We start from the raw sequence: 26,444 nt of genomic DNA, 5'->3' as shown, positions 1-26,444 counted from the left end.
GGGACGAATGAAATTTCAACTGAGAGACTCCGGGCTTTACTGCTATAGCTCTGAAGAATGGCAGAGAGTTGGCGGGTGGATTGAGGTTATTGCCAGAACCCGACTTGTAGACAAGAGGCGCGGTCATGGTGCGCTACTCCAGTGGAAGAATATGGATGGCGTCATGCTTCAAGAAGTTGTCTATGCCCGAATTCTTAATGGGGAAAACTCACGTCAGGTGAGAGAGTTGTTGGTGGATACCGGATACCCTCTGGAACCAACGAATACAAGTTGGTCTAGGTTGCAACGATACCTCCTGGAGGAAATGGCGAAGGCACAGCCTGCAACAACAGTTGATAGAGCTGGGTGGCATGGGTCGATATTTGCGACCAGCGGCTGGACAATCGGGGAGGCAGATGAAAAACATCACTTCGTTGGACAGCTAGCGGCCTCGCCCGTTCTTCAGGAAAGTGGGACACTTGAAGAGTGGCAAGCCAACGTCGGAAGGCTATGCCGGGGTAACCCTCTTGCGATTTTCAGTGTTGGAGTTGCCTTGGCTGCCCCCCTACTCAAACACGCAGAAATCGAGAATGGTGCCAAGCACATCGTTGGTAACTCCAGCGGTGGCAAGTCGACGCTTCTTCAAATAGCAGCCAGCATCTATAGCTCTCCAAGCTTTGTGCGGAGTTGGGCCTCCACTTCAAATGGCCTATCTGCTGCTTCAGCGGAACACAACGACATACTACTCGCCCTTGACGAAATCGGCCTGGCACGGCCTGAGGACGTGGATACAGCGATCTATCAGATTGTAAATGGCACAAGTAAATTGAGGGCGACCATCACAGGCGAGCTCGCTGGACAAGCCTGTTGGCGCACTCTCGTGCTCAGTACAGGCGAAATTTGGCTGTCTGAGGTTTTTCAAAGGCTGGGAAAGGAGGTGAAAGCAGGGCAAGAGGCACGTCTCGTCGAAATACCGGTTTTCGGTCGTTACGGAGCATTTGACGAGCTCCACGAATTCTGCAGCGCTCAGGAGCTGGTTGACGCCCTGAAAAGTGCGACACGGCACTATTACGGCACACTGTTTCGCGCATGGATAGAATGTTTAACAGAGCGGGGGGATGAGCTCTCGATATACGCAAAGGGGGAGGTAAAGAGGCTAACCGATCAATGGACCACACCCTTGATGGCATCGCAAGTTGTCCGAGTGATGCGGCGGTTCGCGTTAATCTCTACGGCCCTTGGATTGGCCTGTAGAAACTATTTGCTGCCCTGGACCGAGGAAGAATCTGAACAAGCAGTGCACCAAGTGGCCGACGCCTGGATAAAGTCGAGAGGACACATATTCAACAAGGAAGAGTACCGGATCCTGTTGAAGCTCAATGAATATATGAGGTCGCGGAGACATAGCTTCGCCCCAATCGAGAAGGGCAGAGCGGAGCCGCCCTACGAGGGATTCAAGAGAATGGTGGATGGTGAGAAGCAGCTACTTGTTAGGAAAGCCAACTTCTTGCAGTTTTTCGGGCTTCCTACTCGGTATATGCGTGAAATTGAATTCCTGATCCAGAAAGACCTGCTGGAAACTAATGAAAGGAGCCGGGGCACCCTGAGAGTCAAAGTAAATGGAAGATTTGAAAGGTTTTTCGCCTTATGGCCGGATCGCATCAGGAGCTATCTGAATTCCTTATCAGATCTTGATGGGCTATCCCAGTTTCCCACTCTTCCCAGTGAAAATTCGGAGGTAACGGAGAATGAGTGACAAAACTTTCAGTCCGCCTTCGGAGGAGATTCGCACCAAGCTGCTGGCTCGTTCTGGACAGTGTGAGCGGCTGGTCCGGGAGTCGGACCGTCGAGCGATTACAGGTGTCAGCCGGACGCAATGGTGGACTATGGAGCGAAAGCAAGTGGCTCCGGCACGGCTCAAGCTGGGCTGCAACTCGGTGGCGTGGCGACTATCGGATCTGTTGGCCTGGATCGAGCAACAAGGGGCCTGATCTGGCCCCTTTACTCTCCAGAACTGATCTCACCCTTGACGATGGGGGCAAGCCATTCGCAGAGCGCCTCGTGAGCATCTCTTCGTTCTTCAAAATACGCATGCTTGTTATAGACCCGGTCCGTCCGGTTCCCGGGCAGCTGATTCAGGCAGCGTTGGGCCAGATTGTCATCAAAACCGAGCTTGCCTAGCTTCGTCCGGGCCGTGCCACGCAGATCGTGGACGCGGCGCTTGTCGAACGAGAAGAATTTTTTCTCAAAGAGTTTCTTGAGTGCGTGGTTCAGCGTGTTTTCGCACACAAACGGCGTCCGGGCTTTTTTGCTGATCCTGCGAGCTGGGAATACCCACTCACTACCGCACGAGCGCACCTTCAGCTCGCTCAGCCATTCCACTGCAGGCTCTGTGAGCGGAATATCGATGGCTCTTCTCTTTTTTGTCCTCTCTTCGGGCAGATACCAGATGCGATTCTCCAAGTCGAATTCCGACCAGGGTGCCGCCAGAAGCTCCATCTTTCGTGTACAAGTCGCTATCAACAGGGCGCAGGCCAGGTAATTCTCTCGGCTGAACTGCGCCGGAATCACCCGGAGCTTATTGAAGAACTCAATGACTTCTTCCTCATTCATCGGGTAGTTGGCGGCTTTTTCTTCCCCACCGGCATCCCTGGGGCGGAATGGCGAGGCCGGGTTGAACCTGGTGACGTCCAGTTTGATGCCATGATCAAACAGGTTCCTCAGCAGCCGCATCAGGTCATTTGAGAGGGTTGGGCGGGGCTTATTGTCATCATAGCCATTGGCCACGTCGCGCAGGATTTCACTGATATCCACTGGCCGGATCTTTTCAAGCTCCACCTTCCCGATACGCCAGGCCACCTCACGTTCGTACAGGCTCTTCTCTTTCTGGTGGGACGCGATCTCTCGTTTGCGAAGCTCGTAGTAGTCGGCGTACAGGTCATTGAGCGTTTTGAAGGGGTTTTGGTTGACCTTCTGCCGCTCCTGAACCGGGTCAGCACCCTCACGCTTGATCGCCAACCTCAGCTTCGCCGCTTCATCACGGGCGTCGGCCAGTGACCAGTCGTCCACCTTGCCGATGGTGTATTCACGCCGGAGCTTGGTGGCCGGCGTGGTGTAGCGCAGCATCCAGTAAGCGTCGCCGCGCTTTGGGGTCATGAGGTAGAGGCCATTGCCGTCGGCATGCCGAACGGATGGCTTCTCTTTGATCAATTTCTTGACGGTTTTGTCGTGTAGCTTGCCCACATTCCTGCCTCAAAAAAAATTGGGGAGTACAATCTCGCCGACACAATATAGCGAGAAAATACTCCCCAATCTACTACCCATCACTACCCAAACTTGGCAGAACTTACACGAACACGTTGGCCATCAAAATTTATTAAGTCTCTGAATTTAAAGACAACAAAGAACACTTCTGAACAGCCAAGAACATCATTCAATATTCTGCACCTGCTCTCGCATCTGTTCGATCAGAACCTTGAGATCCACTGCAGTACGGGTAACGCCGGCATCAATGCTCTTGCTGCTCAGGGTGTTGGCCTCTCGATTGAGCTCCTGCATGAGAAAATCCAGCCGCCGGCCAATGGCATCTTCGCTTTTCAGAGTATCGGACACCTCACCGATATGGGCATCCAGCCGGTCCAGCTCCTCGGCCACATCGCTTTTCTGAGCCAGCATCACCATCTCCTGGGCAACCCGCTCGGCATCCAGTTCCACTTTGGCTTTTTCGAACCGATCTCGCAGCGCTTTCTCCTGCGCCTCGAGCAATTCCGGCATACGCCTACGGACGTCGGCAACGAGATCACCCATGGTTTTCAGGCGATCTTCGAACAGTGGCCGCAGGCGCTCCCCCTCCCGCTCGCGCACCGATGCAAGTTCGGCCACGGTTTGCTCGAACAGTCCGACGGCAGCCTCTTTTGCAGGGCTATAATCCTGTTCCGGCACTGACAGCACGCCCGGCCACCTGAGTATGTCCAGGGCATTGATGTGGGCCGGATTATCCAGAATCCGGTTGATGTGGTTGGCCGCCTCATTCACCGCCTGGGCCATGTCTTCGCTGATCTCGAAACTTTGCGAGCCTTTCTCTGCCGACTGCAAGCGCATGGAGACATCCACCTTGCCCCGCTTCAACTGCTTTCTCAGTTCCTCCCGGAACCGGTTCTCCAGCTCACGGAACGCTTCCGGCAGGCGGAAGGAGGGTTCGAGATACCGGTGATTCACGGTCCGGATTTCACAGGTCAACGTTCCCCAGTCTCCCTGGACGTCCTTGCGGGCAAATGCAGTCATACTTCGGATCATGTCAGCTCCGCTTCGATAGTGTTGTATTGATGAAGTTTAACAGGCTCTTAACAGCAACGGCGAACCGGACAAAAGGCCAACCCCAACGTGATATACTGACCGGCCTTTTCGACAAACGTTCGCCCGGGACTCGCTCCCGGACATTCAAAACTGACTTCAGGAAAAACTATGCGTCCAAGCGGCAGAACGCCCGAACAACCCAGAGATGTTCGAATCACCCGCAACTACACCCGTCACGCCGAAGGCTCTGTGCTGGTGGAATTCGGGGACACAAAAGTCATCTGCACTGCCTCCGTCGAAAACAAGGTCCCTCCGTTTCTGAGGGGTGAAGGCAAGGGCTGGATCACCGCCGAATACGGCATGCTGCCCCGCTCTACCGGCAGCCGAATGGGCCGTGAAGCTGCCCGCGGCAAGCAGGGTGGCCGGACCGTCGAAATCCAGCGCCTGATTGGCCGCTCCCTGCGTGCAGCGGTGGATCTGACCGCTCTCGGTGAACACTCCATCACCATTGACTGCGATGTCATCCAGGCCGATGGCGGCACCCGCACCGCAGCCATCACCGGCGGCTGCGTGGCACTGGTTGATGCCCTGAACCACCTGGTTGCTGACAAGCGCCTCAAGAAATCTCCGCTCAAGCAGATGGTCGCCGCGCTTTCAGTCGGTGTTTACAAAGGCACCCCGGTGGTGGATCTGGACTACCCGGAAGACTCCGAGGCCGAAACCGACATGAACGTCATCATGACGGACCGGGGCGGTTTCATTGAGATTCAGGGGACTGCGGAAGGTGCACCGTTCGACCAGTCAGAACTGGACAGCATGCTGACTCTGGCCAAACAGGGTATTGAGCAGTTGTTTGAGATTCAGAAGGCGGCGCTGGCAGATTAAGTTTGTTGCCCGCGTGTCCGGAGGGGGAAACCTTTCCCAGACTGTTGAGGGCCATGGATGGCCCGATTCAAGCGCACAGGGAAGTGCTTGTAGCGTGTCTGGGGAAGCGTTGCCGCGCAGGCGCCTTCCTCAGAGCTTAGAAGCCGATTTCGATGTCGTAATCCATGATCACCGGGGCGTGATCAGAGAAGCGGGTTGAGTCGTCAATCCAGCCATCTTCGATGGTCTTGCGGATTCCTGGTGTCAGCAGCTGGTAATCCACCCGGATGCCGGCATTCTTGCGGGAACCCTCGGCCTGCTCGGGCCACCAGGTGAACTGATTGCTCTGCTTGTTGATCTCCCGGAAGCCGTCAACGCAGCCCATCTCATCGAACAGACGATCCAACCAGGCACGCTCGTGGGGCAGGAAACCGGAGAAATCCAGTTTGTGGTACAGCGGGCTGGCGTCGGTTACGTGATGGGCAGTCTGCAGGTTGGCGCAGAAGATGAACTGACGGCGCTTACGAAGGGTCTTTTGCATGTGCAGACCGAAGGACTCCATGAATTCGTCCTTGTGGTCGAGAACCGTCAGGTCGTCCTCGCCAATCAGCTCGTCCTCACGACCCAGCGCACAGGGCGCCAGGACGCAGGCAACCGAGACCTTGTCAAAATCGGCCTGAATGAACCGGCCTTCCCGATCGGCCTGTTCGTTGGCAAATCCATACATGATGGCCTTCGGGAAATGACGGGTGTATATGCCGACACCGCCATCTTCATTCTTTTCGCCATCAATAAAGTAGGCCTCGTAACCTTCCGGAATCAGGTTATAGTCCTCAATCTCGTAGGCCCGCATGCGATGGTCCTGAACGCAGACCACGTCAGCGTCCTGCTCCGCCAGCCAGTCGAAAAAACCTTTTTCAACAGCCTGGGCGAGGCCATTGACGCTGATTGATACTACCCGCATACGTGTTCCCTGATTCGGTTTGTGTGTATGATACCGTTTTTACGAGCTAATTAAAGATCAACACCCGCCAGAAGCCTTGTCATGCACGACTATCAGCAAAAATTTATCGAATTTGCCATCCGCCGGAATGTACTACGCTTTGGTGAGTTCACGCTCAAGTCGGACCGAACCAGCCCCTACTTCTTCAATGCTGGACTTTTCAATACCGGGGACGACCTGCTTCAGTTAAGCAAGGCCTATGCCGCCGCGATCGCGCGCAGCGGCCTGGATTATGACATTATTTTCGGCCCTGCCTATAAGGGCATTCCGTTGGCCACCGTCACAGCAATGGCGCTGGCTACAGACGGTAACAGCAAACCCTTTGCGTTTAATCGTAAGGAAAAGAAAGATCATGGTGAGGGCGGCAACATTGTTGGCGCACCGTTGCAGGGCAAAGTACTGATTGTCGATGATGTGATCACCGCCGGTACCGCGATCCGGGAATCCATCGATATCATCCGGGCCGCCGGGGCTGAACCTGCAGGCGTGCTGATTGCTCTGGATCGCCAGGAAAAAGGCAATGGCGAACTGTCTGCCATCCAGGAAGTGGAAAAGGAATTCGGTATTCCGGTCGTGAGCATTATTCGTCTCGAGCAGGTTTTGGACTATCTTAAAGCCAACCCGGAGTTTGCCGGGCATGCCGAAAAGGTAGCCAGTTATCGGGATCGTTACGGAGTCTGATTGATGGCCAATCGTCTGACCGCACTGTCTGTTAAAACAACGGCGCTGGCGCTTGCCCTGGGGTTTTCTGCCCAGGCGGCTGCCAATATGTACCGTTACACGGATGAGAACGGCCAGATCGTAATCAGCAGCACCATCCCCCAGGAAGCCACCAAGCGGGGCTATGACATCCTGAGCAACAATGGCCGCGTGATCGAAACCATTCCACCGGCACCAACCGAAGAAGAAATTGCTGCCCGGGAAGCGGAAAAACAGCGCCAGAAGGAACTCGCAGAACAGCGCGAGCAAGACCGCGCGCTGCTGAAACGCTTCAGCCATCCGGATCAGGCCGCGAAAGCCATGCACCGGAAAATCCGCGAGCTAGAGGGTCTTATCCAGCTCAAGCGCGGCAATATATCGGTGATATCGAGCCAGCTGGATAACGAACAGAGTCGGGCCGCCAACATGGAGCGGGCCGGTCGCGAGATTCCCGAGGGCACGCTGGAGAAGATCCGGCGGCTGGAGGCCCAGATTCGCGACATTGAGCGGGAAATTGCCTCACAGACCCAGGAAATCGACGAACTACGAAAGGCTTTTGAGGACGACATCGAACGCCTGGAAGAAGTTACCGGCGAGGCACGAACTCTGCCACTGGATCACACCAAGACCGACAACTGATTCTGCACTGAAATTTCCGAGACCAAAAAAAAAGCCACCGGTGTTAGCCGGTGGCTTTTTCATTTCACTCACCTACCGATGAGGTGCTATCCACAATTCAGGCGGATGCAGTGCTCTTCTTGGCAGTGGAAGTGGTCTTGCGCGCAGTGGTCTTGCGTGCAGCCGTCTTCTTCGGCTCAACCGTTTTTTTCGCATCCTTCGCAGCGTCAGACACATCTTCCGCGGCTTCTGCAACTGCATCAGCGCCTTCGGCTGCTTCTTTTTCCAGCTTGGCGACCAGGTCACCAGCAAAGCTGCCAAAACGGCTGTTCAGGTTGCGCAGCTGATCGAACAGGCTATCGCTGTAGCCGTTGTAACGCTTGCGCAGGGTCTTCACGCTGTACTCGCGCGCTTCAGACTCGAGCTTCTCGGCGTAATCGAACGGCTTGGAAGCCAGCTTCTTCTGCTGCTCTTCAGCGGCGTTGATACCCTTGTCCACGATTTCCTGGAGCTGTTCCTGATAAGACTTGAGTTTACCCATGATAAATCCCCTTGGTTTCCTGAAAGTTCCAAGGCCCTGTCGAAACCAGTGCAACGAAGGCCTTACTTCAATCTCACCACCCAAGTTACGCCTTAAAATTAGAATGTTCATACTAAAAGCAGGAAGTGAACGAATAAGGGCTTTTACGGATTATTCACTTGATCCTGAAAACCCGGCTGGCATAATGCCGTGCTTTCACAGAAGCCCGTCTCCCCGTTTTATTCAGGCTCCATACGCTTAATCACCAAAGGCCTCGATCAGGCCCGTATGCGAGTAACCATGACCACCAGCAAAACCCGACAACCGCATTTCTTCATATTTCTTTTACCAGTGATTGCCGCCTCTTTCCTCCTTGCTGCCTGCCAGGAAGATTCCCGCGCCGTCAGCACCAGCTCTGACAGGGCCAGTGAAATCGCAAATTCGCGGCTGAACAAGGCGACCGACGGGCTCATGACCACACTTGGGCAGACTCGGGAAACCGGATATACAGCCACTGAGCCGAAGGAGTTGACATGGACAGCTCCACTGACCCGTGAGGACGGCTCGTCACTGGCACTTGGAGAGATTGCGGAATTCAGGGTCTACTATCGGTTCAGACACCAGGACAACTTCAAGGTTATCCACATTGAGAGTCCTGCAACCACAAGACTCTCTCTGGCGGAGATGGCGCCAGGCGCTTACGAGTTCGCCATCACCACCGTGGATATTCAGGGGTTGGAGAGCCGGCGCTCAACGCCGGTCAACGTCGATCTGATCTGACTGCGGTTTACCAGCGGAAAATCACCCAGCTAGGCACCAACATGTCGGACTCGGTTTCACGGATCCAACCGCCGCCATCCGCCGGCACCAGGTAATACTCCGGTCCGACTTCCGGTACAACCTTGATTTCCATCAGCTGTCCGTTGACCCGGTATTCATAGAACACTTCCTGCTCACCCGGGCGAATAACAATCTCGGGGCCCTGGCTTGCAGGCTGGTAATCCGAGATCACCACTGGCTCGTCGGGAGTTGTCACCGGCGTCTCATCCAGAGCGCCTTCTTCCTGGGCCAGAGCAGCCAAAGGCAGACAGGCTAGCAACAAAGCCGGGCAGGCGATTCGTTTCATTTTCGTGATACCCTTTCGTCCATCGATTTCAGTACAGAGTTGCATAAGCCAACCCACGCTTCAATCAGATTCCGGACCTGTTTTGACATGACCAGCAAAAACACACCACCTGTGGTTCTTGTGGACGGATCGTCCTATCTTTTCCGTGCTTATCATGCACTTCCACCGCTCACCACAAGCAAGGATCATCCGACAGGAGCCATTAAAGGCGTGATCAGCATGCTCCGCCGCCTGGAGCAGGATTTTCCCGGGTCCAAGATGGTGGTGGTGTTCGACGCCAAGGGCAAAACCTTCCGGCACGATCTCTATGAAGAGTACAAGGCCAACCGACCTCCCATGCCGGAGGATCTCGCCTGCCAGATCGAGCCTATTCACGAGATCGTAAAGGCCATGGGGCTGCCGCTGCTAACTGTGACAGGCGTTGAGGCCGACGACGTGATCGGCACCCTCGCCAACGAAGCAACCAGCAAAGGCATCGATGTGGTGGTCTCCACCGGCGACAAGGACATGGCGCAGCTGGTCAGCGATCACGTTACGCTGATTAACACCATGACCGAGACCCGGATGGACCGGGACGGCGTGGTGGAGAAATTCGGCGTTACTCCGGAGCAGATTGTCGATTACCTGGCCCTGGTGGGCGATAAGGTGGACAACATCCCCGGCGTCAACAAGTGCGGACCGAAAACCGCGGTCAAATGGCTTCAGAGCTATGACAACCTGGACAACGTCATCGAACACGCCGACGAGATCAAAGGCAAGATCGGTGAATACCTGCGGGACGCAACGGAGACCCTGCCCCTGAGCCGTGAACTGGCGACCATCCGCACCGACGTGGAACTCGATTTTGGCCTGGAAGACCTGAAACTCCGGGAGCAGGACGACCAGCAATTGCTTGAGCTGTTCAGGGAGTATGAATTCCGAAGCTGGATCGCCGAACTCGAAGAGAACGAAAGTTCCTCTTCCAGCAATGCCAGAGCCGGCGATGAAACCCCCAAACCGGAAACCGGCGAAAAAGACTACAGCATCATCACCGACCAGAAAGAACTGGATCAGTGGCTGGAGCGCCTTGGGGCGGCGGAGCTGTTTGCCTTCGACACAGAGACCACCAGCCTTCGCTACATGGACGCCGAAATCGTCGGTGTCTCCTTTGCCGTAAAGCCGGGCGAAGCCGCCTATGTCCCGCTGGGGCACGACTATATGGGCGCGCCCGAGCAGCTGGACCGTGATCAGGTGCTGGACCAGCTTAAACCACTACTGGAGAACCCCGACGTGGCAAAGGTCGGCCAGAATCTGAAGTACGACAAAAACGTACTGGCCAACCACGGCATTACCCTGGAGGGCATTGCCGAAGACACCATGCTGGAATCCTACGTTCTGAACTCTGTGGCCACGCGGCACGATATGGACAGCCTCGCCATGTACTACCTCGGCGAGAAGACCACCAGCTTTGAGTCCATTGCGGGGAAAGGCGCGAAACAACTCACTTTCAACCAGATTGACCTTGAAAAGGCGGCGCCCTACGCCGCCGAAGATGCGGACATTACCCTGCGCCTGCACCAGACCCTGCGACCGAAGCTGAAAGAGACCGGAAAACTGGCCGCTGTGTACGAAGATATCGATTTACCCCTGGTGCCGGTACTGTCGCGAATGGAGCAGCGTGGCACCCTCATCAGCGCGAGTACTCTGCGCCAGCACAGCCAGGAACTGGCGGAGCGCATGGCGGAGCTGGAAAAAGAGGCCCATGAAGTGGCCGGGGAAACCTTCAACCTGGGCTCTACCAAGCAGCTGCAGGCGATCTTCTACGACAAGATGGGGCTGCCGGTCATCAAGAAAACCCCAAAGGGCGCGCCGTCAACAGCGGAGCCGGTGCTTCAGGAACTCGCCCACGAACACGAACTGCCGCGTCTGATTCTTGAGCACCGAAGCCTGAGCAAGCTGAAGTCGACCTACACCGACACGCTGCCGGAGCTGATTCACCATCGTACCGGCCGGGTACACACGTCCTACCATCAGGCTGTCACTGCTACCGGTCGACTGTCCTCGTCGGAACCCAACCTGCAGAATATCCCCATCAGGAGCGAACAGGGACGCCGTATACGGCAGGCCTTTCTTGCGCCCGAGGGATACAAGCTCGTCGCTGCCGACTACTCTCAGATCGAGCTTCGGATCATGGCCCATCTCTCGGGAGACAAAGGACTGCTCAAAGCGTTTGAGAAGGGCGAAGACATTCACAAGGCAACGGCATCGGAAGTATTCGGGGTCAGCCTTGACGATGTGTCCTCAGACCAGCGTCGGAGCGCCAAGGCCATCAACTTCGGCCTGATCTACGGCATGTCCGCCTTTGGCCTTTCCCGGCAACTGGACGTTGAGCGCAAACTCGCCCAGGAATACATCGACCGTTATTTCGAACGCTATCCCGGCGTTCTTAAATACATGGACAACATCCGCAAACAGGCCCATGACGACGGTTTCGTGGAGACGCTCTTCGGCCGCCGCCTGTACCTGCCAGAGATAAACGCCCGCAACAAACAGCTGCAACAGGCTGCGGAGCGAACCGCTATCAACGCCCCGATGCAGGGTACTGCCGCGGATATCATCAAGCGGGCCATGGTGGATGTGGAGAACTGGCTGCTCAAAGAGCACGCCGATGAAGCCCGCATGACCATGCAGGTGCACGATGAACTGATTCTTGAGGTCAAAGAATCGGCACTCGACAAGATCCGATCAGGACTTGAGAAGCGCATGTCGGCAGCGGCCGAGCTGGACGTTCCCTTGCTGGTGGAAGCCGGCGTCGGCGACAACTGGGACGAAGCACACTGACACTCCCCAAAACAGGGCATGGACGCCCTTGCACGCACCGAAAACGCTCATACTTGCAAGCACTGAACCTGCCCTCAGCTTTCGCGGCTTGCCGCCAGGCCGCGGAGGTGCCAAGGCCGGCCGATTCTATCGCCTTTACGGCACGATATTCGCTACGATTCCAGAGTCGGCGCCGCCCCATCAGACACTCCGGGCTGCGCCATGTTGTGACACCCATCTCCGAGGCTCATACCATGACTTCTCTGGCATCTGAACGTAGCTGGCTGCTGGACCCCAGCGTGCTGAAACTGGTTCACCAGTGCCGCCGCCTGATTCACACGGAATTCGGCGTCAAACTGCACCTCACGGAAGAGCATCTGGAACAACAACTGGCCGATTACGCGCGGAAAACCCGCTCCAGTCAGCTGACTCGTGTTTGGGAGACCCTCAAAGAACGGGTTCCGCAGCTCAATATTGAGCCCGAGGAAGAAGATGACGCCCTCAAGCGTAACTACAGAGGCCAGGTCATTGCCGATGCTCCGCCCGCATCAGCGGAACAGGACGAGGAGGGACAGATCGACCCGCCACGGAAGAAAAAAGTCATCTACCGTGGCCAGGTGGTTGGCTGACCGGCCTTCAGCCGGCCAGATTCTCCGGATTTTAGAAGGACTTGCTTACTTCGAACGCAGCGCTCCAGGCGCTCAGATCGTACTCAGCAGCGTAAAGGCTTGGATCCTCGACACCAGGCGCCAGTTGCGCGATCTCGCTCGGGTTTTCATGCTGGTAATTCCGATCGTTGACTCGTGGATCGTCCGTGAACAAGAGCGTTCCAACCGCTACGTCGACCGTCCAGCCACTTTGGGCGTCAGCCCATTGGGCACCGAGAGTCAGCCAGTGACGATCACTGGAGGGAATTCGGGCGGTAACATACTGATTCACGGGCGACTCATCCCAGGCATATCCGGCTTTAAACGCCCATTCAGGCGAAGCCTGCCAGATAGCACCAGCGTTGATCTGCCAGCTGTTTTCCCATTGTTCGGTAACATGAGAAATCACAGCGCCTTCTTGCGGCGCACCACTAACGGCACCACCAGCTTCGGTGCTGACGATATCAAGCTCCTCGAATCGGCTCCAACGAGCGTAAGTTGCTCCAGCCAGAAGAGTAACGTTATCGGTAAGGCTGTGACGAAGCCCCAGGGTCGCGCTCTCAGGAATCGCAAGAGGCACCTTGATACTCTCTGAGGCGGACAGCGTCGGCCCCATCGGGTTGGACGGATTGGTTATGCCAGAGATTTCCAGGTCACCCTCCAGCTCGAGTTCCGTACCCGTCTGAAGCGTGAGGCCAATCTGAGTAGCGCTGGTCAGCTCATAAAGAAAGCCAACACGGAACGTCATGCCAACATCGTCACCCTCTGCATCCGCATAAGGCTCCTCAAGTGCAAGCGCCGCTGTCCCTACTTGAGCACTGATGTCCTGGTAGCGGCTCAAGCGTCCTTCCGCGTATAGGACATTCAAACCAACACCCATTGACAGGCCCTGGCCATTGTTAAGAGAAACCGAGGGCGTGAATGCGATCGCCGTGAGCTCTGTCTTGTCAGCGAAAAAACGCCCTGCAAAGTCGTTATCGTAATCCGCCGCCAAACCATAGGGCGCATGGATTCCAAAACCTACATCTATCGACTCGTTGATTTCATGACTTAGATAAAAATTCGGCAGCACCGCAGGGTCTGCAATATCCCCTCCGCTACTGGCCGGGCTTACAGGCACCGAGGGATTGTTTCTGGAGGTCCGGATACTACTTTCCTTGGCCTCAGCATCAATATCCAGAACCGCAGCACCAAACGAAATATTTGTGCCCGACAACTGGCTCATACCGGCGGGGTTAAAAAGAACGGTGGTCGCATTTTCGGGGTTGGCGGCGGCACCGGCGTTAGCGGTGCCCATCGCACTGGCGCTCTGCTCATTGAGGGAGAAGCCGCCTGCCAGGGTAGAGGCAGGTGCGGCGAGCGCCGCGAGGGTGGTAAGACGTACAGCTCGTGCAAGCGTTGAGGAACGGTGGTGCATGGTATCTCCTTATTGAATCGCGCGGAGTATACGCACCACCCCTTACTGGCCTCAAATGCCATCCCTAACGGTTCGGGGCCCTAACTTTCTACGACCAACGTCTTATGCTCAGCCGGTATTCAGTCATCCTGAATGGAAAGCTTGTCGACGGAAGACGAGAGCTTGTCGGCTCCCTGGGCGTCGGCACCCAGTTTGATCATCAGGCGCAGGTCGTTAGCAGAATCAGCATGAGCCAGGGCGTCCTCATAAGTAATCGACCCTTCTGCATAGAGCTGATAAAGCGCCTGGTCAAAGGTCTGCATGCCGGATTCGTTGGATTTGGACATCAGCTCTTTCAGCCGATGCACCTCGCCCTTCCGGATGAGGTCCGATACCAGCGGGGTATTGATCAGCACCTCGATAACCGCCTTACGGCCCTTGCCGTCCGGCGTTGGCACCAGCTGCTGAGCCACGATCGCCTTGAGGTTCAGGGACAGGTCCATCCAGATCTGGTTGTGCTGTTCCGGCGGGAAGAACTGGATGATCCGGTCCAGCGCCTGGTTGGCGTTGTTGGCGTGCAGGGTCGCCAGACACAGGTGACCGGTCTCGGCGAATTGCACGGAATATTCCATGGTCTGCCGGGTACGAACCTCACCGATCAGAATAACGTCTGGTGCCTGGCGCAGGGTGTTCTTCAGGGCCACTTCAAAGCTCTCGGTGTCAATACCCACCTCGCGCTGGGTGACGATACAACCCTGATGCTGGTGCACGAATTCGATCGGGTCTTCGATGGAAATGATGTGGCCACGGCTGTTGCGGTTACGATGCCCGAGCATGGCCGCAAGGGACGTAGACTTGCCGGTACCGGTAGCGCCCACGAACATGATCAGGCCACGCTTGGTCATGGCCAGTTCCTTGATTACCTCCGGCAACGACAGATCATCGATTTGCGGGATCTTTACCTCGATCCGACGCAGCACCATCCCGCACAGGTTGCGCTGGAAAAAGGCAGAAACACGGAAACGGCCAATGCCACGGGCACTGATAGCGAAGTTACACTCATGGGTTTCCTCGAATTCGGCGCGCTGCTTGTCGTTCATGGCGCCGTAAACGAACTCCCTGGTCTGCTCCGGCGTCAACGCGTTCTTGGTGACCGGTAGAACCTTCCCGTTCACCTTCATACTCGGCGGCACACCCGCTGTAATAAACAGGTCCGAACCGCCCTTCTCCACCATCAGCCGTAACAGTTTTTCGAATTCCATTTGTCTACCTATACCTTTTTGTCTTCACCACGCTGACTCCCCGAACATTGTTCGAGGAGCGGGGCGGGCGGCCTTCCCGGGACTGTCTGCAGCATGGATGCTGCAGTCAAGCGTACAGGGACGTATTTACAGCGTGTCCCGGGAAGGCCGCCCGCCTCGCTCCTTCCCCCAAGCTCGACGCAAAGAGCCCAAAGTTAAAAGTTGTCAGGCATCTTGGCCTTGGCCCGCGCTGCTTCTCGGGAAATAAGCCCTTTCTGCAGCAGCCGCTCCAGGCACTGGTCCAACGTCTGCATGCCCAGTGAACCGCCGGTCTGGATCGACGAATACATCTGCGCGATCTTGTCTTCCCGGATCAGGTTCCGGATCGCAGACGTACCGATCATGATCTCGTGCGCCGCAATCCGGCCGCCGCCCATTTTCTTCATCAGGGTCTGGGATATAACTGCCTGCAGGGATTCTGACAGCATCGACCGCACCATGGACTTTTCCTCCGCCGGGAACACGTCGACCACACGGTCAATGGTCTTGGCGGCAGAGGTGGTGTGAAGTGTGCCGAACACAAGGTGGCCCGTTTCGGCCGCCGTCAGCGCGAGGCGGATGGTTTCCAGATCCCGAAGCTCACCCACCAGAATGATGTCGGGGTCTTCCCGCAGTGCTGAACGCAGTGCTTCGTTGAAGCCCAGGGTATCGCGGTGAACTTCACGCTGGTTGACCAGACATTTCTTGGAGTCGTGTACAAATTCAATGGGGTCTTCAATGGTAAGAACGTGTTCGTAGCGGGTGTCGTTGATGTAATCGATCATCGCCGCCAGCGTGGTGGACTTACCCGAGCCGGTCGGGCCGGTCACCAGAACCAGCCCCCGGGGCACTGAAGACACGTCCTTGAACACCTGCCCCATACCCAGATCTTCCATGGTCAGTACTTTGGAAGGGATGGTCCGGAACACGGCGCCTGCGCCACGGTTCTGGTTAAAAGCGTTAACACGGAAACGGGCGACGCCCGGAACTTCGAAGGAGAAGTCGGTTTCCAGGAATTCCTCGTAGTCCTTACGCTGCTTGTCATTCATGATGTCGTAGATGAGCCCGTGGACTTCTTTGTGCTCCATGGGCGGCAGGTTGATGCGGCGTACATCACCATCAACACGAATCATCGGGGGCAAACCGGCAGAGAGGTGCAAGTCAGACGCACCCTGTTTCGCCGAAAAGGCAAGCAGTTCAGTAATATCCATAGGAATCCTCGGAAGGCTTTTTCTTTTATCCCGGTAGCTTCCGCCCGGCGGGGCCCCGGCGCGGTTCACTTGGCATTTCAGTGACCTGCGGGTAACGTGTCACCGTACAAGTGACAGACCGAGCGTGGCATTCTCACACTATGAGCAGCATAGCAGACAACATCGGGAGCGTAACCCGACGCATACAAAAAGCAACATTGCAGGCAGGCCGTGCGCCCGGGTCTGTGCATTTGCTCGCCGTCAGCAAAACCCGACCACCGGAAGACCTGCGGGAAGCCTTCGCTGCCGGGCAGCGGGCCTTTGGTGAGAACTACCTCCAGGAAGCGCTGAAAAAGATCGAGGCGCTGTCTGGTCTTGACGGACTGGAATGGCATTTCATCGGCCCGATCCAGTCCAACAAGACCCGGCAGATGGCCTCTGCCTTCGCCTGGGTGCACAGCGTGGACCGCCTCAAGATTGCCCGTCGCCTGAGCGAACAGCGCGATCCTGCGCTGCCGCCATTGAATATCTGTCTTCAGGTCAATATTAATGAGGAAGAGAGCAAATCCGGCTGCACTCTGGATGAGCTGCCGGATCTGGTGGCCGAAATCGGCGAATTGCCAAACCTCAGCCTGAGAGGGCTGATGGCCATTCCGGATCCGGATCAGCCCGAAGCAGGGTTAAGAGCCAGTTTCCGGAAACTTGCCAATACTCTGAAACAGCTGCGGTCAGACCATCCCGACGCCGGCCCACTCGACACACTGTCGATAGGCATGTCCGGCGACCTGGAAGTCGCGATTGCGGAAGGCGCCACCTGGGTACGGGTCGGCACTGCCCTATTCGGCAAACGCCCAGTAAAGAGCTGAACCGGCCGGTTCCTGCTATGATCAGGGCCGGACGTTTAACCGATCAACCGGGGAGTTAACCTTGAGCACATCACCAACCATTTCTTTTATTGGCGCCGGCAACATGGCCAGCGCCATCATTGGCGGTATGCTGGATAACGGCTATAAGGCCGGCAATATCTGGGTCAGCGCGCCGGATGACGCGCACCTGCAGACAATCCGCAAGCGCTTTGGCGTAAGCGTCACCACAGACAACCGGTACTGCGCCCAGCAGGCTGACATGGTAGTTCTGGCGGTGAAACCCCAGGTCATGGCCGATGTCTGTCGCGACATTGCACCAGTGGTCCAGAACACTCGCCCACTGATGGTATCCATCGCCGCCGGCCTGACAGCGGATACCCTCGATGGTTGGCTTGGTGGCGGCCTGCCGATGGTTCGGGTAATGCCCAACACACCGTCCCTGGTCGGCAAAGGGGCTGCAGGCCTGTTTGCCAACAAAGAAGTGAAAGACAAACAGAAGAAGATGGTGGAATCGGTGTTCGAAAGCATCGGGTCAGCGCTCTGGGTTGAGGACGAAAACCTGCTGCACGCGGTTACCGCCCTCTCCGGCAGCGGCCCCGCCTATTTCTTCCTGATGCTTGAGGCGCTTGAGGAAGCGGCCACCGAGGCTGGCATCGCCGCCGGAACCGCGAGGGAACTGGCTATCCAGACCATGGCGGGAGCCGCGGAAATGGCCGGTCGAAGCGAGCACGATCCCGGCCAGCTCAAGCGTAATGTGATGTCTCCTGGCGGAACCACCGAACAGGCCATCAACACGTTCGAGGAAGGTGGTATGCGCGATCTGGTAGCCAAAGCGTACAAGGCCGCCTTCAAGCGTTCGGAAGAAATGGCCAAAGAACTGGCAGGCAAACAGTAACCGATAACGGAGACACGGCTTCATGCTGGCAGATATTCTGATTACCATCCTGCTCATCGCATCCACCTTTTACCTGACCATTGTGCTGCTTCGGTTCCTGCTTCAACTGGCCAGGGCCGACTTCTACAATCCCATCACTCAATTCGTGGTCAAGGCCACCAATCCACCGCTACGCCCGCTACAGCGGGTTATTCCTGGCCTGGGCGGTTTCGATGGAGCTTCGCTGGTTCTTGCAGTCATCATTCAGGGCATCACCTTCTTCCTGATCCTGGTGGCGCTGAACGGCGGCATTCCGGCCATAAATCCGATTACGCTGCTGGTGTGGGCGGTACTGAACGTACTGGACCTGATCGTGAAGATCTATTTCTGGTCGGTAATTGCAGTGGTCGTCGTCAGTTGGATCGCGCCGGGCAGCGGCCATCCGGCCATCCAGCTGGTCGCCCAGATCACCGAGCCGGTCATGCGCCCGGTGCGCAATATCATGCCCTCCATGGGCGGCCTGGACCTGTCACCCATCATCGTTTTCCTGATTCTGAACGTGATCTCAGTGGTGATTGAACACATGAAAATGGCCGCAGGCCTCGGCTCCATCGGGCTCGGTATGTAAACGCCGTCTCAAATATACACTTTGTAACACTTAGCCACGAAATCCATCATTCCCGAGCTGCAAAGTCATGTAACTGATTTTGCAGCTTTTTTAGTGAATTTCCGGCAAGTTTGGCCATTTCTTCCACTCCGGCCCAGCCACAAACTTGGAAATAACAGGATAGTATTAACGGTAATTAATCCGTCACCCGTGAGCACCCCGTTCTGAGCGGGATACCAGGAAGTCGCGCAGAAGGAAAATCCGATGAACCAACAGGGAACTCTGTCGCAGCAGGTAGAGGCTTATCACAACTGGAAAAAAGAGCTGATCCGCCAGATCGGCAGGTACCGGCTGTGGCTGCAGGATAACAATCTGTTCTCCGACGATGTCAGCACCCGCATACGCCACGGGCTGGAGCTGCTGATTGAGGATGAACTGACCATTGCGTTTGTCGGCGAATACTCCCGCGGTAAAACCGAACTGATCAACGCCCTGTTCTTCTCCGAGTATGGCCAGCGCATGCTCCCGTCTCAGGCGGGGCGCACGACCATGTGCCCCACGGAGCTGTTCTTCGATCGCAGCGCCAATGAAAACTACCTGCTCCTGCTTCCCATCGAGACCCGAAACGGCGAACTGTCCCTGCAGCAGTTGCGCAAGCAGCCGGAACGCTGGGTCAAACATGAGCTGGATGAGCGCGACCCTGAGATCATGCGGGAGGTGCTTGCCGAGGTTGCCCGCGTCAAGAGTGTGCCACCTGAGGAGGCTCGCGCACTCGGCTTCGACGAAGGCATGCTCGAGAATGATCGCAACAACCCGGGCAATGTACTTGTACCTGCCTGGCGGAACGCACAGATCAGCATCCGCCACCCCCTGTTCGAGCGCGGCCTGCGGATCCTCGATACGCCGGGCCTGAATGCTCTTGGCTCCGAGCCGGAGCTGACGATCAGCATGCTGCCCCGCGCCCATGCGGTGATCTTTGTGCTGAGTGCCGACACCGGTGTGACTGCCAGCGACATGACCATCTGGAAAGAGCACATCGACACCCAGCACGCCGATCATCGCGCCGGCCGCTTTGCCGTGCTGAACAAGATCGACGTGCTCTGGGATGACCTCCAGGGCGAGCGCCACACCAACGAGGCGATTGAGCGGGTGCGCGGTTATACGGCCGACCACCTGGGCATGCGCCAGCACGATGTTATCCCGGTTTCTGCCAAGCAGGGGCTGGTCGCAAGGGTAAAGAAAGACAACGACCTGTTTGACCGTTCCAATATCAATCAGCTTGAGCAGCTGATTATCCAGCGCATTCTCATGCACAAGGAACAGCTGATCACCCAGAGTCTGATCAACGACCTGCTAGGCATGCTCCAGAACAGCCAGGCAGCCATGCAGTACCGCCTCGAATCCCTGGAGGAAGAACTCCAGGCGTGCGCGGGCGTTACCATGGACAAGGCAGCGCTGGGCCGCCTCGCAGAACGCGCCCAGAAAGACTACGACTTTTACTACAAGAAGCTGATCACCCTGCGCTCCAGCCGTCGCCTCATGGACTCCCAGGGCGACCTGCTGAAGAAGCTGGTGAGCGAAGACCGCTTCGAAGCCCATGCGGAACATGTCCGTACCAGTATGTCGAAGAGCTGGACCACTGCCGGGATGAACCGCGCGATGGATCAGTTTTTCGAACTGCTCGAAAGCGACTTGACCAACCTTCTGAGCGAAGGGCACCTGGCCGAAAAAATGGTGGGCGCGATTTACCGTCGCTATAACGAAGACAACCGGGCCCGTCACCTTGAGCCCATCCCGCTGCGGGCCGGGCGCCATGTTATTGCCATCCGCGAGTTGCGCAAAAAAGCGAGACGCTTCCGCATCAGTCCGAAGAACCTGCTCACCGAGCAGTCGGTCCTGGTTCGCCGTTTTTTCAATGTCATGGTGGGCGAAGCCCGCACACTGCATGCCCGTGTACGCCAGGACGTTGAGCGCTGGCCATCGGAAGCCCTGCTACCGATCATGCAGTATTCCATGGAGCAGAAGCAGCTTCTGGAGCACCAGATCCGGCGCCTTCGCGATATGGTCCGCAACGACAAGGACAGCCGCACCGAGCGCCTGCGCCTGACCAACACCATTGCCGACCTGCGCAGGCAACTGGAACTGGCCGACGCGATGCAGCGCCAGATCCGCAAACCGGCCCCCACCCTGATCCAGCAAAAAGTGGTGAACATCTCCGGCGCTGTGTAGTGTCCCGCAAGCGCGACCATTCAGGCGGTTGCAGCCATCATGCCCCGGCTTTAAACTGCTGGGCTGGCGATGGCTTTGTCATTGCTTTTCCAGACACTTACGGATCGAACCAGGAACCATTCGCGCCGATGCCTGATACCCTGCCTGCGGATTCTGTCGGGATTGTCTCCCCGCAGACCTATCATTTCGACGCTCCCATCGATCTGGCCTGCGGCCAGTCCCTGGAAAACTACGACCTGGTGGTGGAAACCTACGGCACCCTGAATGCCGACGCCAGCAATGCCGTTCTTATCTGCCATGCCTTGAGTGGCCATCACCACGCGGCCGGCTACCACTCTGCCGAGGACCGCAAACCCGGCTGGTGGGACAGCTGTATCGGCCCCGGAAAACCCATCGATACCGATCGTTTTTTTGTTGTCAGCCTGAACAATCTGGGGGGCTGCCACGGCAGCACCGGCCCCAACAGCATCAATCCCGAAACCGGAAAGCCGTTTGGCCCGGAGTTTCCGGTTATCACCGTGGGCGACTGGGTCAAGAGTCAGGCGCTGCTGGCAGATCGGCTCGGCATTCAATGCTGGGCGGCCGTTGTTGGCGGTTCCCTCGGCGGCATGCAGGCCCTGCAGTGGAGCCTGGACTACCCCGATCGCCTGCGGCATGCGGTGGTGATTGCGTCCACTCCGCGATTGACCGCCCAGAATATTGCCTTCAATGAAGTGGCACGCCAGGCAATAACCTCTGATCGGGAGTTTCACGACGGGCGCTATTACGACTTTGATACGGTTCCCAGGCGTGGTCTTATGCTGGCGCGGATGGTTGGCCATATCACGTATCTGTCTGATGCCTCCATGGGCGAGAAATTTGGCCGCGAACTCCGTGACCAGGCTTACAAGTTTGGTTATGACGCGGAGTTCCAGGTCGAGAGCTACCTCCGCTATCAGGGCGAACGCTTTTCCGAATCGTTTGACGCCAACACCTACCTGTTGATGACCCGTGCCCTGGACTACTTTGATCCGGCCTACGAGTTTGGCGGCGACCTCTCGAAAGCACTGGCAGCGGCCAGTTGCGAATACCTGGTGTTGTCATTCAGCACCGACTGGCGCTTCACGCCGGCCCGCTCGGAAGAAATGGTCAATGCCATGATTGGCGCGCGCAGGAAGGTCAGCTACGCCGAGGTGGACGCACCCTGGGGGCACGACGCGTTTCTGATTCCGACCCCGCGGTACACTGACATCTTTAACGCCTATATGGACCGGGTAGCACGGGAGGTCGGCGCATGAGACCGGATCTCGAAATCATCCAGCAGTGGGTTCAGCCCGGCCACCATGTTCTGGACCTGGGCTGTGGCGACGGCACTCTTCTTGATTTCCTCCAGCGGGAACGGGGTGCCAGTGGCTTCGGCCTGGAGATAAACCCGGACCACATCACCGCCTGCATGGGCCGCGGAGTGGCGGTTATCGAACAGAACCTGGACACCCAGGGGCTGGGGAACTTTGAAGATGGCAGTTTCGATATTGTTCTGATGACCCAGGCGCTTCAGGCGGTCCGGCGTCCTGACAGGGTACTGGATGAAATGCTGCGGGTTGGCAGCGAAGGCATCGTGACCTTCCCCAACTTTGCTCATTGGCGATTGCGCTGGGGACTGACTTTGAGCGGTCGTATGCCCGAATCCGAGGCACTGCCGTATAAATGGTATAACACGCCCAACATAAGGTTGTGCACCTTCAAGGATTTTGAGGCACTGTGCCGTCAGAAAGGCATCAGGATCAAAAGCCGCCGGGTGGTTGATGGCCAGCACCAGAACAGTTGGCTGGCTCGTCTCTGGCCGAACTTGTTGGGCGAAATTGCCATTTACCGAATCACACGGGAGACCTAGCAATGATCGCAAAAACCTTTTCCACATTCCGTACGCTGCTGGCAATCACGCTGATTGGCCTGTTCAGCCTGCAGGCACAGGCCGGCTCGAAGGATTTCGGAGACTACAAGGTACTCTGGAGTGTCCTGCCCAGCACCTTCCTGGCTCCGGAAGTCGCCCAGGCCAATAATCTTCAGCGGAGCAAGGGCATAGGCATCGTCAATATCTCCATCATGGAGGAAAACGACGATGGCTCAATGTCCCCGGTGAGCGGCCAGGTCGAGGGCAAGGTAACCAACGATGTCCAGCAGGTACGCTTCCTGGCGTTCCGCCGCATCCAGGAGGGCGACTCCGTGTACTTTATTGCCGAGTATCAGTATTCCTCCGGCGAACTGATGACTTTCAATATTACCGCACGCCCTACCGGACACCAGCAGGACCTGGCGGTACGGTTTGCTCACACACTGTTCAGCGATTAAGCCTATATGACCAACCGACTTGTCATCGCCAGCAATAACAGGGGCAAAATCGCCGAGTTGACCGAGCTCCTGGCACCTCTTGGCATGACGCCGATTGCCCAGGGCGAACTGGGCGTCGGTGAAGCCGAGGAGCCGGCGGTCACCTTTGTAGAAAACGCGATTCTCAAGGCGCGCCACGCGGCCCGGGAAACCGGGCTGCCAGCACTCGCTGACGACAGTGGTCTGGCGGTGGACGCGCTTGAAGGCCGCCCGGGCGTGCGCTCTGCCCGCTTTGCCGGCGATGATGCAACCGATCAGGACAATGTGGACGCCCTGCTGGACGCCATGGCGGGCGTGCCGGACGGGCAACGGGGCGCCCAGTTTCACTGTGTGCTGGTATACCTGCGCCATGCCGAAGACCCGACCCCGATCATCTGCCATGGCCGCTGGCCGGGCTCGATCCTCAGATCCCCTCAGGGCGATGGCGGCTTCGGTTATGACCCGGTGTTCCTGGCACCAGAGCATGGCTGCAGTGCGGCGGAACTGTCCCGCGCCGAAAAGGGCAGCATCAGCCACCGCGGACGCGCCCTGAAGATTCTGCTGGATCAGCTGAAGGCCGAGGCCTGAAACAGTTGAGTAATACCAGCCCCGGGGACGATCAGCAGCCAGCGGCGGTTAGGCCGCCGTTGAGCCTCTATATTCACGTACCCTGGTGCGTGCGGAAGTGCCCCTACTGTGACTTCAACTCCCACGCTTTCACCGGGACAATCCCGGAATCCGCCTATCTGCAGGCTCTGCTCGAAGATCTCGACCAGGACCTGGCCTTTGCCACCGATCGACCAATAGAGACCGTGTTCATCGGAGGCGGCACTCCGTCCCTGATGAGCGGCGACTTCTACGATCGCCTGTTCAGGGAACTGCGGGCACGCCTTGCCTTCGCCACAAATGCCGAAATTACCCTGGAAGCCAACCCCGGCACGCTCGAAGCCGGCCGGTTCGACGCGTTCCGGGCAGCGGGCATCAACCGTCTGTCCATCGGGGTCCAGAGTTTCAATCCCGACCATCTCAAAACGCTGGGGCGCATTCACGATGCCGATGCCGCCCACCGGGCCATACGCGCCGCTCGCCGTGCCGGGTTCGATAACTTCAATATCGATCTGATGCACGGTCTGCCGGGCCAGACGCCCGGGCAGGCACTTGAGGACATCCAGACTGCCCTGGACTACAAACCACCGCATCTCTCCTGGTACCAGCTGACCCTCGAGCCCAATACCGAGTTTTACAGCCGTCCGCCAGAACTGCCCGACGACGATCATCTCTGGGACATCTATCGCCGGGGTTCCGATTACCTGCACCAACACGGCTACGAGGATTACGAAGTCTCGGCCTGGAGCCTCCAGGGAAGGGCCTCCCGTCACAATCTGAACTACTGGACGTTCGGGGACTACCTGGCCCTCGGGGCTGGGGCCCACGGCAAGATCAGCCTGGTGGACGGGGGTATCAGGCGATACTGGAAGACCCGGCAGCCGGACGCTTACCTGAACCGGATCGGCAGCCGAACGGCCGGTTCTGATGCGATTGCCGTGGACGATCTGCCGCTGGAATTCCTGATGAACGCCCTCAGACTGAAAGAAGGAGTGGATGAAAGCCTTTTTTCTGAACGAACGGGTTTACCCCTGACAACAGTTGGAGTAAAACTTGAACAACTGCGGAATGAAAAGCTGCTGGTAAGCGATCGACTCCAGGCAACCGACCTGGGCCAGAGATACCTTAACAGCCTGTTGGAGCGTTTTCTGTAATGGACCCTGCACACGGAGTGGCAGCATTTCCCAAAAGCCTGAAAGCCAGCCTGGTCGTGGCTGCCGTGCTGCTGTTCGCTCTGCTTATGGTCAACCAGCCTCTGCAGACGGCATCAGCACCCCAGGGTATCGTGAGCTATCAGCTGGCCGGGACTGCCGATCAGGCCCACGCCATTTTTCGCAGCTGGGGAAGCGAAGGGGTTGCCTGGGCGAAGGTTTCGCTGTGGCTGGACTTCCTGTTCATTCCTGCCTACATGCTGGCCCTGATTCATCTTACCCGGCACTTTACCCGTGATCGCCCCGGCATTCGCGAGCGGGTGGGTGCCCGTTGGGTACGGGCCCTGTTCGCAACTGCCGGTCTGAGCGACGGTGCAGAGAACATTCTGTTGCTGAACAATTTCAACCCGCCCACCGATGAGATGAGCCTGTCCGCAACCCTATGCGCACTCATCAAATTCACGGCGCTCACGCTCGGCATCGCCGGGCTGGTCATCATCCGGGCGTCACGGCGCCACCCGCTCGCGCATCACTGACCCCCGATCAACGCCTCTTAATTGGTGCGATAGAACAACAGGTCCCAGACACCGTGACCGAGGGTTTCGCCCCGCTTCTCAAACTTGGTAATTGGACGGTCGTCAGGGCGCGGTGAATAGCCACCGGTCTCCTGGGTGTTGGCAAAGCCCTCGGACTCGCTCATCACCTCGAGCATATGCTCGGCATAATTCTCCCAGTCGGTCGCCAGGTGCAGAATGCCGCCTACCCTCAACTTGTGACGAACCCGCTGGACAAACTCGTGCTGGATCAGCCGGCGCTTGTGATGCTTTTTCTTGTGCCAGGGATCGGGGAAGAACACCATCACGCGATCCAGGCACGCATCCGGAAGGCAGAGGTCAATCACATCGTTGGCATCAATACTGTAAATCCGGACGTTTTCCAGGCCACGGTCCTCGATCTCCTTGAGCAACGCGCCAACACCGGGCTGATGAACTTCAACCCCGATAAAATCCTGTTCGGGAGCGGCCTCAGCCATGTCGGCCAGAGACCGCCCCATACCAAAACCGATTTCCAGGTTCAGCATGTTGTCGCGGCCGAACACTTCCCTGGGATCAATCATTCCGTCCTCACGGGTCAGCCCGTACTTCGGCCAGCTCCGCTCGAACGCCTTTTTCTGGCCTTCCGTCATCCGGCCCTGGCGCAAAACAAAGCTGCGCACACCGCGACGGGTGGTGACCGGCGAATCGGCGGCCTCTTTGGGATCTTGCGGTTCTTTATGGTCTGTCATCTGCAATCCTTAACCGCAGGCAGCGGGTCATGGTTAACGGGATTTGCCAACAGTTTACCA

At 57.2% G+C, this 26,444-nt stretch carries 27 protein-coding genes; 18 read left to right on the top strand and 9 right to left on the bottom strand.

Annotated elements, in window-relative coordinates; translation table 11 throughout:
- Positions 1 to 7 precede the first annotated feature (7 nt).
- Complete coding sequence (locus BM035_RS16305; RefSeq protein ID WP_092033181.1) at positions 8 to 1,735, top strand: DUF927 domain-containing protein; 1,728 nt, start codon at positions 8 to 10, stop codon at positions 1,733 to 1,735.
- A complete protein-coding gene (locus BM035_RS16300; protein WP_092033178.1) occupies positions 1,728 to 1,970 on the top strand; it encodes a helix-turn-helix transcriptional regulator in 243 nt (80 codons plus the stop codon). Before BM035_RS16305 ends, BM035_RS16300 begins: the two co-directional genes overlap by 8 nt.
- Before the next feature lie 10 nt (positions 1,971 to 1,980).
- On the opposite strand, the gene BM035_RS16295 is transcribed toward BM035_RS16300, so the two are convergent.
- Positions 1,981 to 3,222: a tyrosine-type recombinase/integrase gene (locus BM035_RS16295; RefSeq protein WP_092033176.1), complete on the bottom strand. Its 1,242-nt coding sequence runs from the start codon at positions 3,220 to 3,222 to the stop codon at positions 1,981 to 1,983.
- 186 nt (positions 3,223 to 3,408) lie between these two features.
- Positions 3,409 to 4,275: a YicC/YloC family endoribonuclease gene (locus BM035_RS16290; protein ID WP_008174213.1), complete on the bottom strand. Its 867-nt coding sequence runs from the start codon at positions 4,273 to 4,275 to the stop codon at positions 3,409 to 3,411.
- 168 nt (positions 4,276 to 4,443) lie between these two features.
- On the opposite strand from BM035_RS16290, the gene rph reads away from it, so the two are divergent.
- Positions 4,444 to 5,160 carry a ribonuclease PH gene (gene rph / locus BM035_RS16285; RefSeq protein ID WP_092033172.1) on the top strand — a complete coding sequence of 239 codons (717 nt, stop codon included), beginning with the start codon at positions 4,444 to 4,446 and terminating at the stop codon, positions 5,158 to 5,160.
- 136 nt (positions 5,161 to 5,296) lie between these two features.
- On the opposite strand, the gene BM035_RS16280 is transcribed toward rph, so the two are convergent.
- Positions 5,297 to 6,103, bottom strand: coding sequence for an exodeoxyribonuclease III (locus BM035_RS16280; RefSeq protein WP_008174210.1), 807 nt, complete (start codon positions 6,101 to 6,103; stop codon positions 5,297 to 5,299).
- An 81-nt stretch (positions 6,104 to 6,184) separates the two neighbouring features.
- Between BM035_RS16280 and pyrE the strand changes: the two genes are divergently transcribed.
- Positions 6,185 to 6,823 (top strand): orotate phosphoribosyltransferase, encoded by a 639-nt coding sequence (gene pyrE, locus BM035_RS16275; RefSeq protein WP_092033169.1) that lies wholly within the window; start codon positions 6,185 to 6,187, stop codon positions 6,821 to 6,823.
- Between the two features lie 3 nt (positions 6,824 to 6,826).
- On the top strand, positions 6,827 to 7,480 hold the full coding sequence (locus BM035_RS16270) for a DUF4124 domain-containing protein (protein WP_092033167.1): 654 nt from the start codon (positions 6,827 to 6,829) through the stop codon (positions 7,478 to 7,480).
- A 97-nt stretch (positions 7,481 to 7,577) separates the two neighbouring features.
- Here the strand turns inward: BM035_RS16270 and BM035_RS16265 are convergent, their stop codons facing one another.
- Positions 7,578 to 8,000 (bottom strand): hypothetical protein, encoded by a 423-nt coding sequence (locus BM035_RS16265; RefSeq protein WP_014575893.1) that lies wholly within the window; start codon positions 7,998 to 8,000, stop codon positions 7,578 to 7,580.
- 279 nt (positions 8,001 to 8,279) lie between these two features.
- On the opposite strand from BM035_RS16265, the gene BM035_RS16260 reads away from it, so the two are divergent.
- Positions 8,280 to 8,759, top strand: coding sequence for a fibronectin type III domain-containing protein (locus BM035_RS16260; protein WP_227507713.1), 480 nt, complete (start codon positions 8,280 to 8,282; stop codon positions 8,757 to 8,759).
- A 7-nt stretch (positions 8,760 to 8,766) separates the two neighbouring features.
- On the opposite strand, the gene BM035_RS16255 is transcribed toward BM035_RS16260, so the two are convergent.
- Positions 8,767 to 9,105 (bottom strand): DUF2782 domain-containing protein, encoded by a 339-nt coding sequence (locus tag BM035_RS16255; protein WP_008174197.1) that lies wholly within the window; start codon positions 9,103 to 9,105, stop codon positions 8,767 to 8,769.
- 87 nt (positions 9,106 to 9,192) lie between these two features.
- Here BM035_RS16255 and polA point away from each other — a divergent pair, with 87 nt between their 5' ends.
- Both polA and BM035_RS16245 read left to right on the top strand, forming a co-directional pair.
- Positions 9,193 to 11,925 carry a DNA polymerase I gene (polA, locus tag BM035_RS16250; protein ID WP_008174196.1) on the top strand — a complete coding sequence of 911 codons (2,733 nt, stop codon included), beginning with the start codon at positions 9,193 to 9,195 and terminating at the stop codon, positions 11,923 to 11,925.
- Between the two features lie 233 nt (positions 11,926 to 12,158).
- A complete protein-coding gene (locus tag BM035_RS16245; RefSeq protein ID WP_053114212.1) occupies positions 12,159 to 12,533 on the top strand; it encodes a hypothetical protein in 375 nt (124 codons plus the stop codon).
- A gap of 31 nt (positions 12,534 to 12,564) precedes the next feature.
- Here BM035_RS16245 and BM035_RS16240 read toward each other — a convergent pair whose 3' ends face one another.
- From BM035_RS16240 to BM035_RS16230, 3 genes are all read right to left on the bottom strand, one after another.
- Complete coding sequence (locus BM035_RS16240) at positions 12,565 to 13,848, bottom strand: OmpP1/FadL family transporter (protein WP_008174193.1); 1,284 nt, start codon at positions 13,846 to 13,848, stop codon at positions 12,565 to 12,567.
- 239 nt (positions 13,849 to 14,087) lie between these two features.
- Positions 14,088 to 15,209 (bottom strand): PilT/PilU family type 4a pilus ATPase, encoded by a 1,122-nt coding sequence (locus BM035_RS16235; RefSeq protein WP_008174191.1) that lies wholly within the window; start codon positions 15,207 to 15,209, stop codon positions 14,088 to 14,090.
- 194 nt (positions 15,210 to 15,403) lie between these two features.
- The gene (locus tag BM035_RS16230) at positions 15,404 to 16,438 is read right to left on the bottom strand and encodes a type IV pilus twitching motility protein PilT (RefSeq protein ID WP_008174189.1); all 1,035 of its coding nucleotides are present in this window, start codon (positions 16,436 to 16,438) and stop codon (positions 15,404 to 15,406) included.
- A gap of 140 nt (positions 16,439 to 16,578) precedes the next feature.
- Here BM035_RS16230 and BM035_RS16225 point away from each other — a divergent pair, with 140 nt between their 5' ends.
- The 10 genes from BM035_RS16225 to BM035_RS16180 all read left to right on the top strand — a co-directional run bounded on the left by BM035_RS16225 (position 16,579) and on the right by BM035_RS16180 (position 25,635).
- Positions 16,579 to 17,283, top strand: a complete 705-nt coding sequence (locus BM035_RS16225; RefSeq protein WP_039882033.1) for a YggS family pyridoxal phosphate-dependent enzyme — start codon at positions 16,579 to 16,581, stop codon at positions 17,281 to 17,283.
- A gap of 61 nt (positions 17,284 to 17,344) precedes the next feature.
- Positions 17,345 to 18,178, top strand: coding sequence for a pyrroline-5-carboxylate reductase (gene proC, locus BM035_RS16220; RefSeq protein WP_014575886.1), 834 nt, complete (start codon positions 17,345 to 17,347; stop codon positions 18,176 to 18,178).
- Between the two features lie 22 nt (positions 18,179 to 18,200).
- Positions 18,201 to 18,785, top strand: coding sequence for a YggT family protein (locus BM035_RS16215; RefSeq protein WP_008174183.1), 585 nt, complete (start codon positions 18,201 to 18,203; stop codon positions 18,783 to 18,785).
- A 243-nt stretch (positions 18,786 to 19,028) separates the two neighbouring features.
- Complete coding sequence (locus BM035_RS16210; RefSeq protein WP_008174181.1) at positions 19,029 to 20,993, top strand: dynamin family protein; 1,965 nt, start codon at positions 19,029 to 19,031, stop codon at positions 20,991 to 20,993.
- A 128-nt stretch (positions 20,994 to 21,121) separates the two neighbouring features.
- Entirely contained in the window at positions 21,122 to 22,270 is a 1,149-nt protein-coding gene (metX, locus tag BM035_RS16205) for a homoserine O-succinyltransferase MetX (RefSeq protein WP_008174179.1), read from the top strand.
- Positions 22,267 to 22,866 (top strand): methionine biosynthesis protein MetW, encoded by a 600-nt coding sequence (metW, locus tag BM035_RS16200; protein WP_008174176.1) that lies wholly within the window; start codon positions 22,267 to 22,269, stop codon positions 22,864 to 22,866. The genes metX and metW overlap by 4 nt, the downstream gene beginning before the upstream one ends.
- Positions 22,867 to 22,868: 2 nt before the next feature.
- Entirely contained in the window at positions 22,869 to 23,324 is a 456-nt protein-coding gene (locus BM035_RS16195) for a DUF4426 domain-containing protein (RefSeq protein WP_008174175.1), read from the top strand.
- A 6-nt stretch (positions 23,325 to 23,330) separates the two neighbouring features.
- The gene (rdgB, locus tag BM035_RS16190; RefSeq protein WP_008174172.1) at positions 23,331 to 23,930 is read left to right on the top strand and encodes an RdgB/HAM1 family non-canonical purine NTP pyrophosphatase; all 600 of its coding nucleotides are present in this window, start codon (positions 23,331 to 23,333) and stop codon (positions 23,928 to 23,930) included.
- A gap of 5 nt (positions 23,931 to 23,935) precedes the next feature.
- The gene (gene hemW, locus BM035_RS16185) at positions 23,936 to 25,102 is read left to right on the top strand and encodes a radical SAM family heme chaperone HemW (RefSeq protein WP_039882032.1); all 1,167 of its coding nucleotides are present in this window, start codon (positions 23,936 to 23,938) and stop codon (positions 25,100 to 25,102) included.
- Positions 25,102 to 25,635 carry a hypothetical protein gene (locus BM035_RS16180; protein ID WP_008174168.1) on the top strand — a complete coding sequence of 178 codons (534 nt, stop codon included), beginning with the start codon at positions 25,102 to 25,104 and terminating at the stop codon, positions 25,633 to 25,635. The genes hemW and BM035_RS16180 overlap by 1 nt, the downstream gene beginning before the upstream one ends.
- Before the next feature lie 17 nt (positions 25,636 to 25,652).
- On the opposite strand, the gene trmB is transcribed toward BM035_RS16180, so the two are convergent.
- Positions 25,653 to 26,384: a tRNA (guanosine(46)-N7)-methyltransferase TrmB gene (trmB, locus tag BM035_RS16175; protein WP_008174166.1), complete on the bottom strand. Its 732-nt coding sequence runs from the start codon at positions 26,382 to 26,384 to the stop codon at positions 25,653 to 25,655.
- Positions 26,385 to 26,444: the final 60 nt, after the last annotated feature.

The organism is Marinobacter sp. DSM 26671, assembly GCF_900112835.1.
Lineage (GTDB): Bacteria > Pseudomonadota > Gammaproteobacteria > Pseudomonadales > Oleiphilaceae > Marinobacter > Marinobacter flavimaris.
Note: the sequence above shows the minus strand (reverse complement) of the source record. Positions and strands in the feature narration are given on the sequence as shown.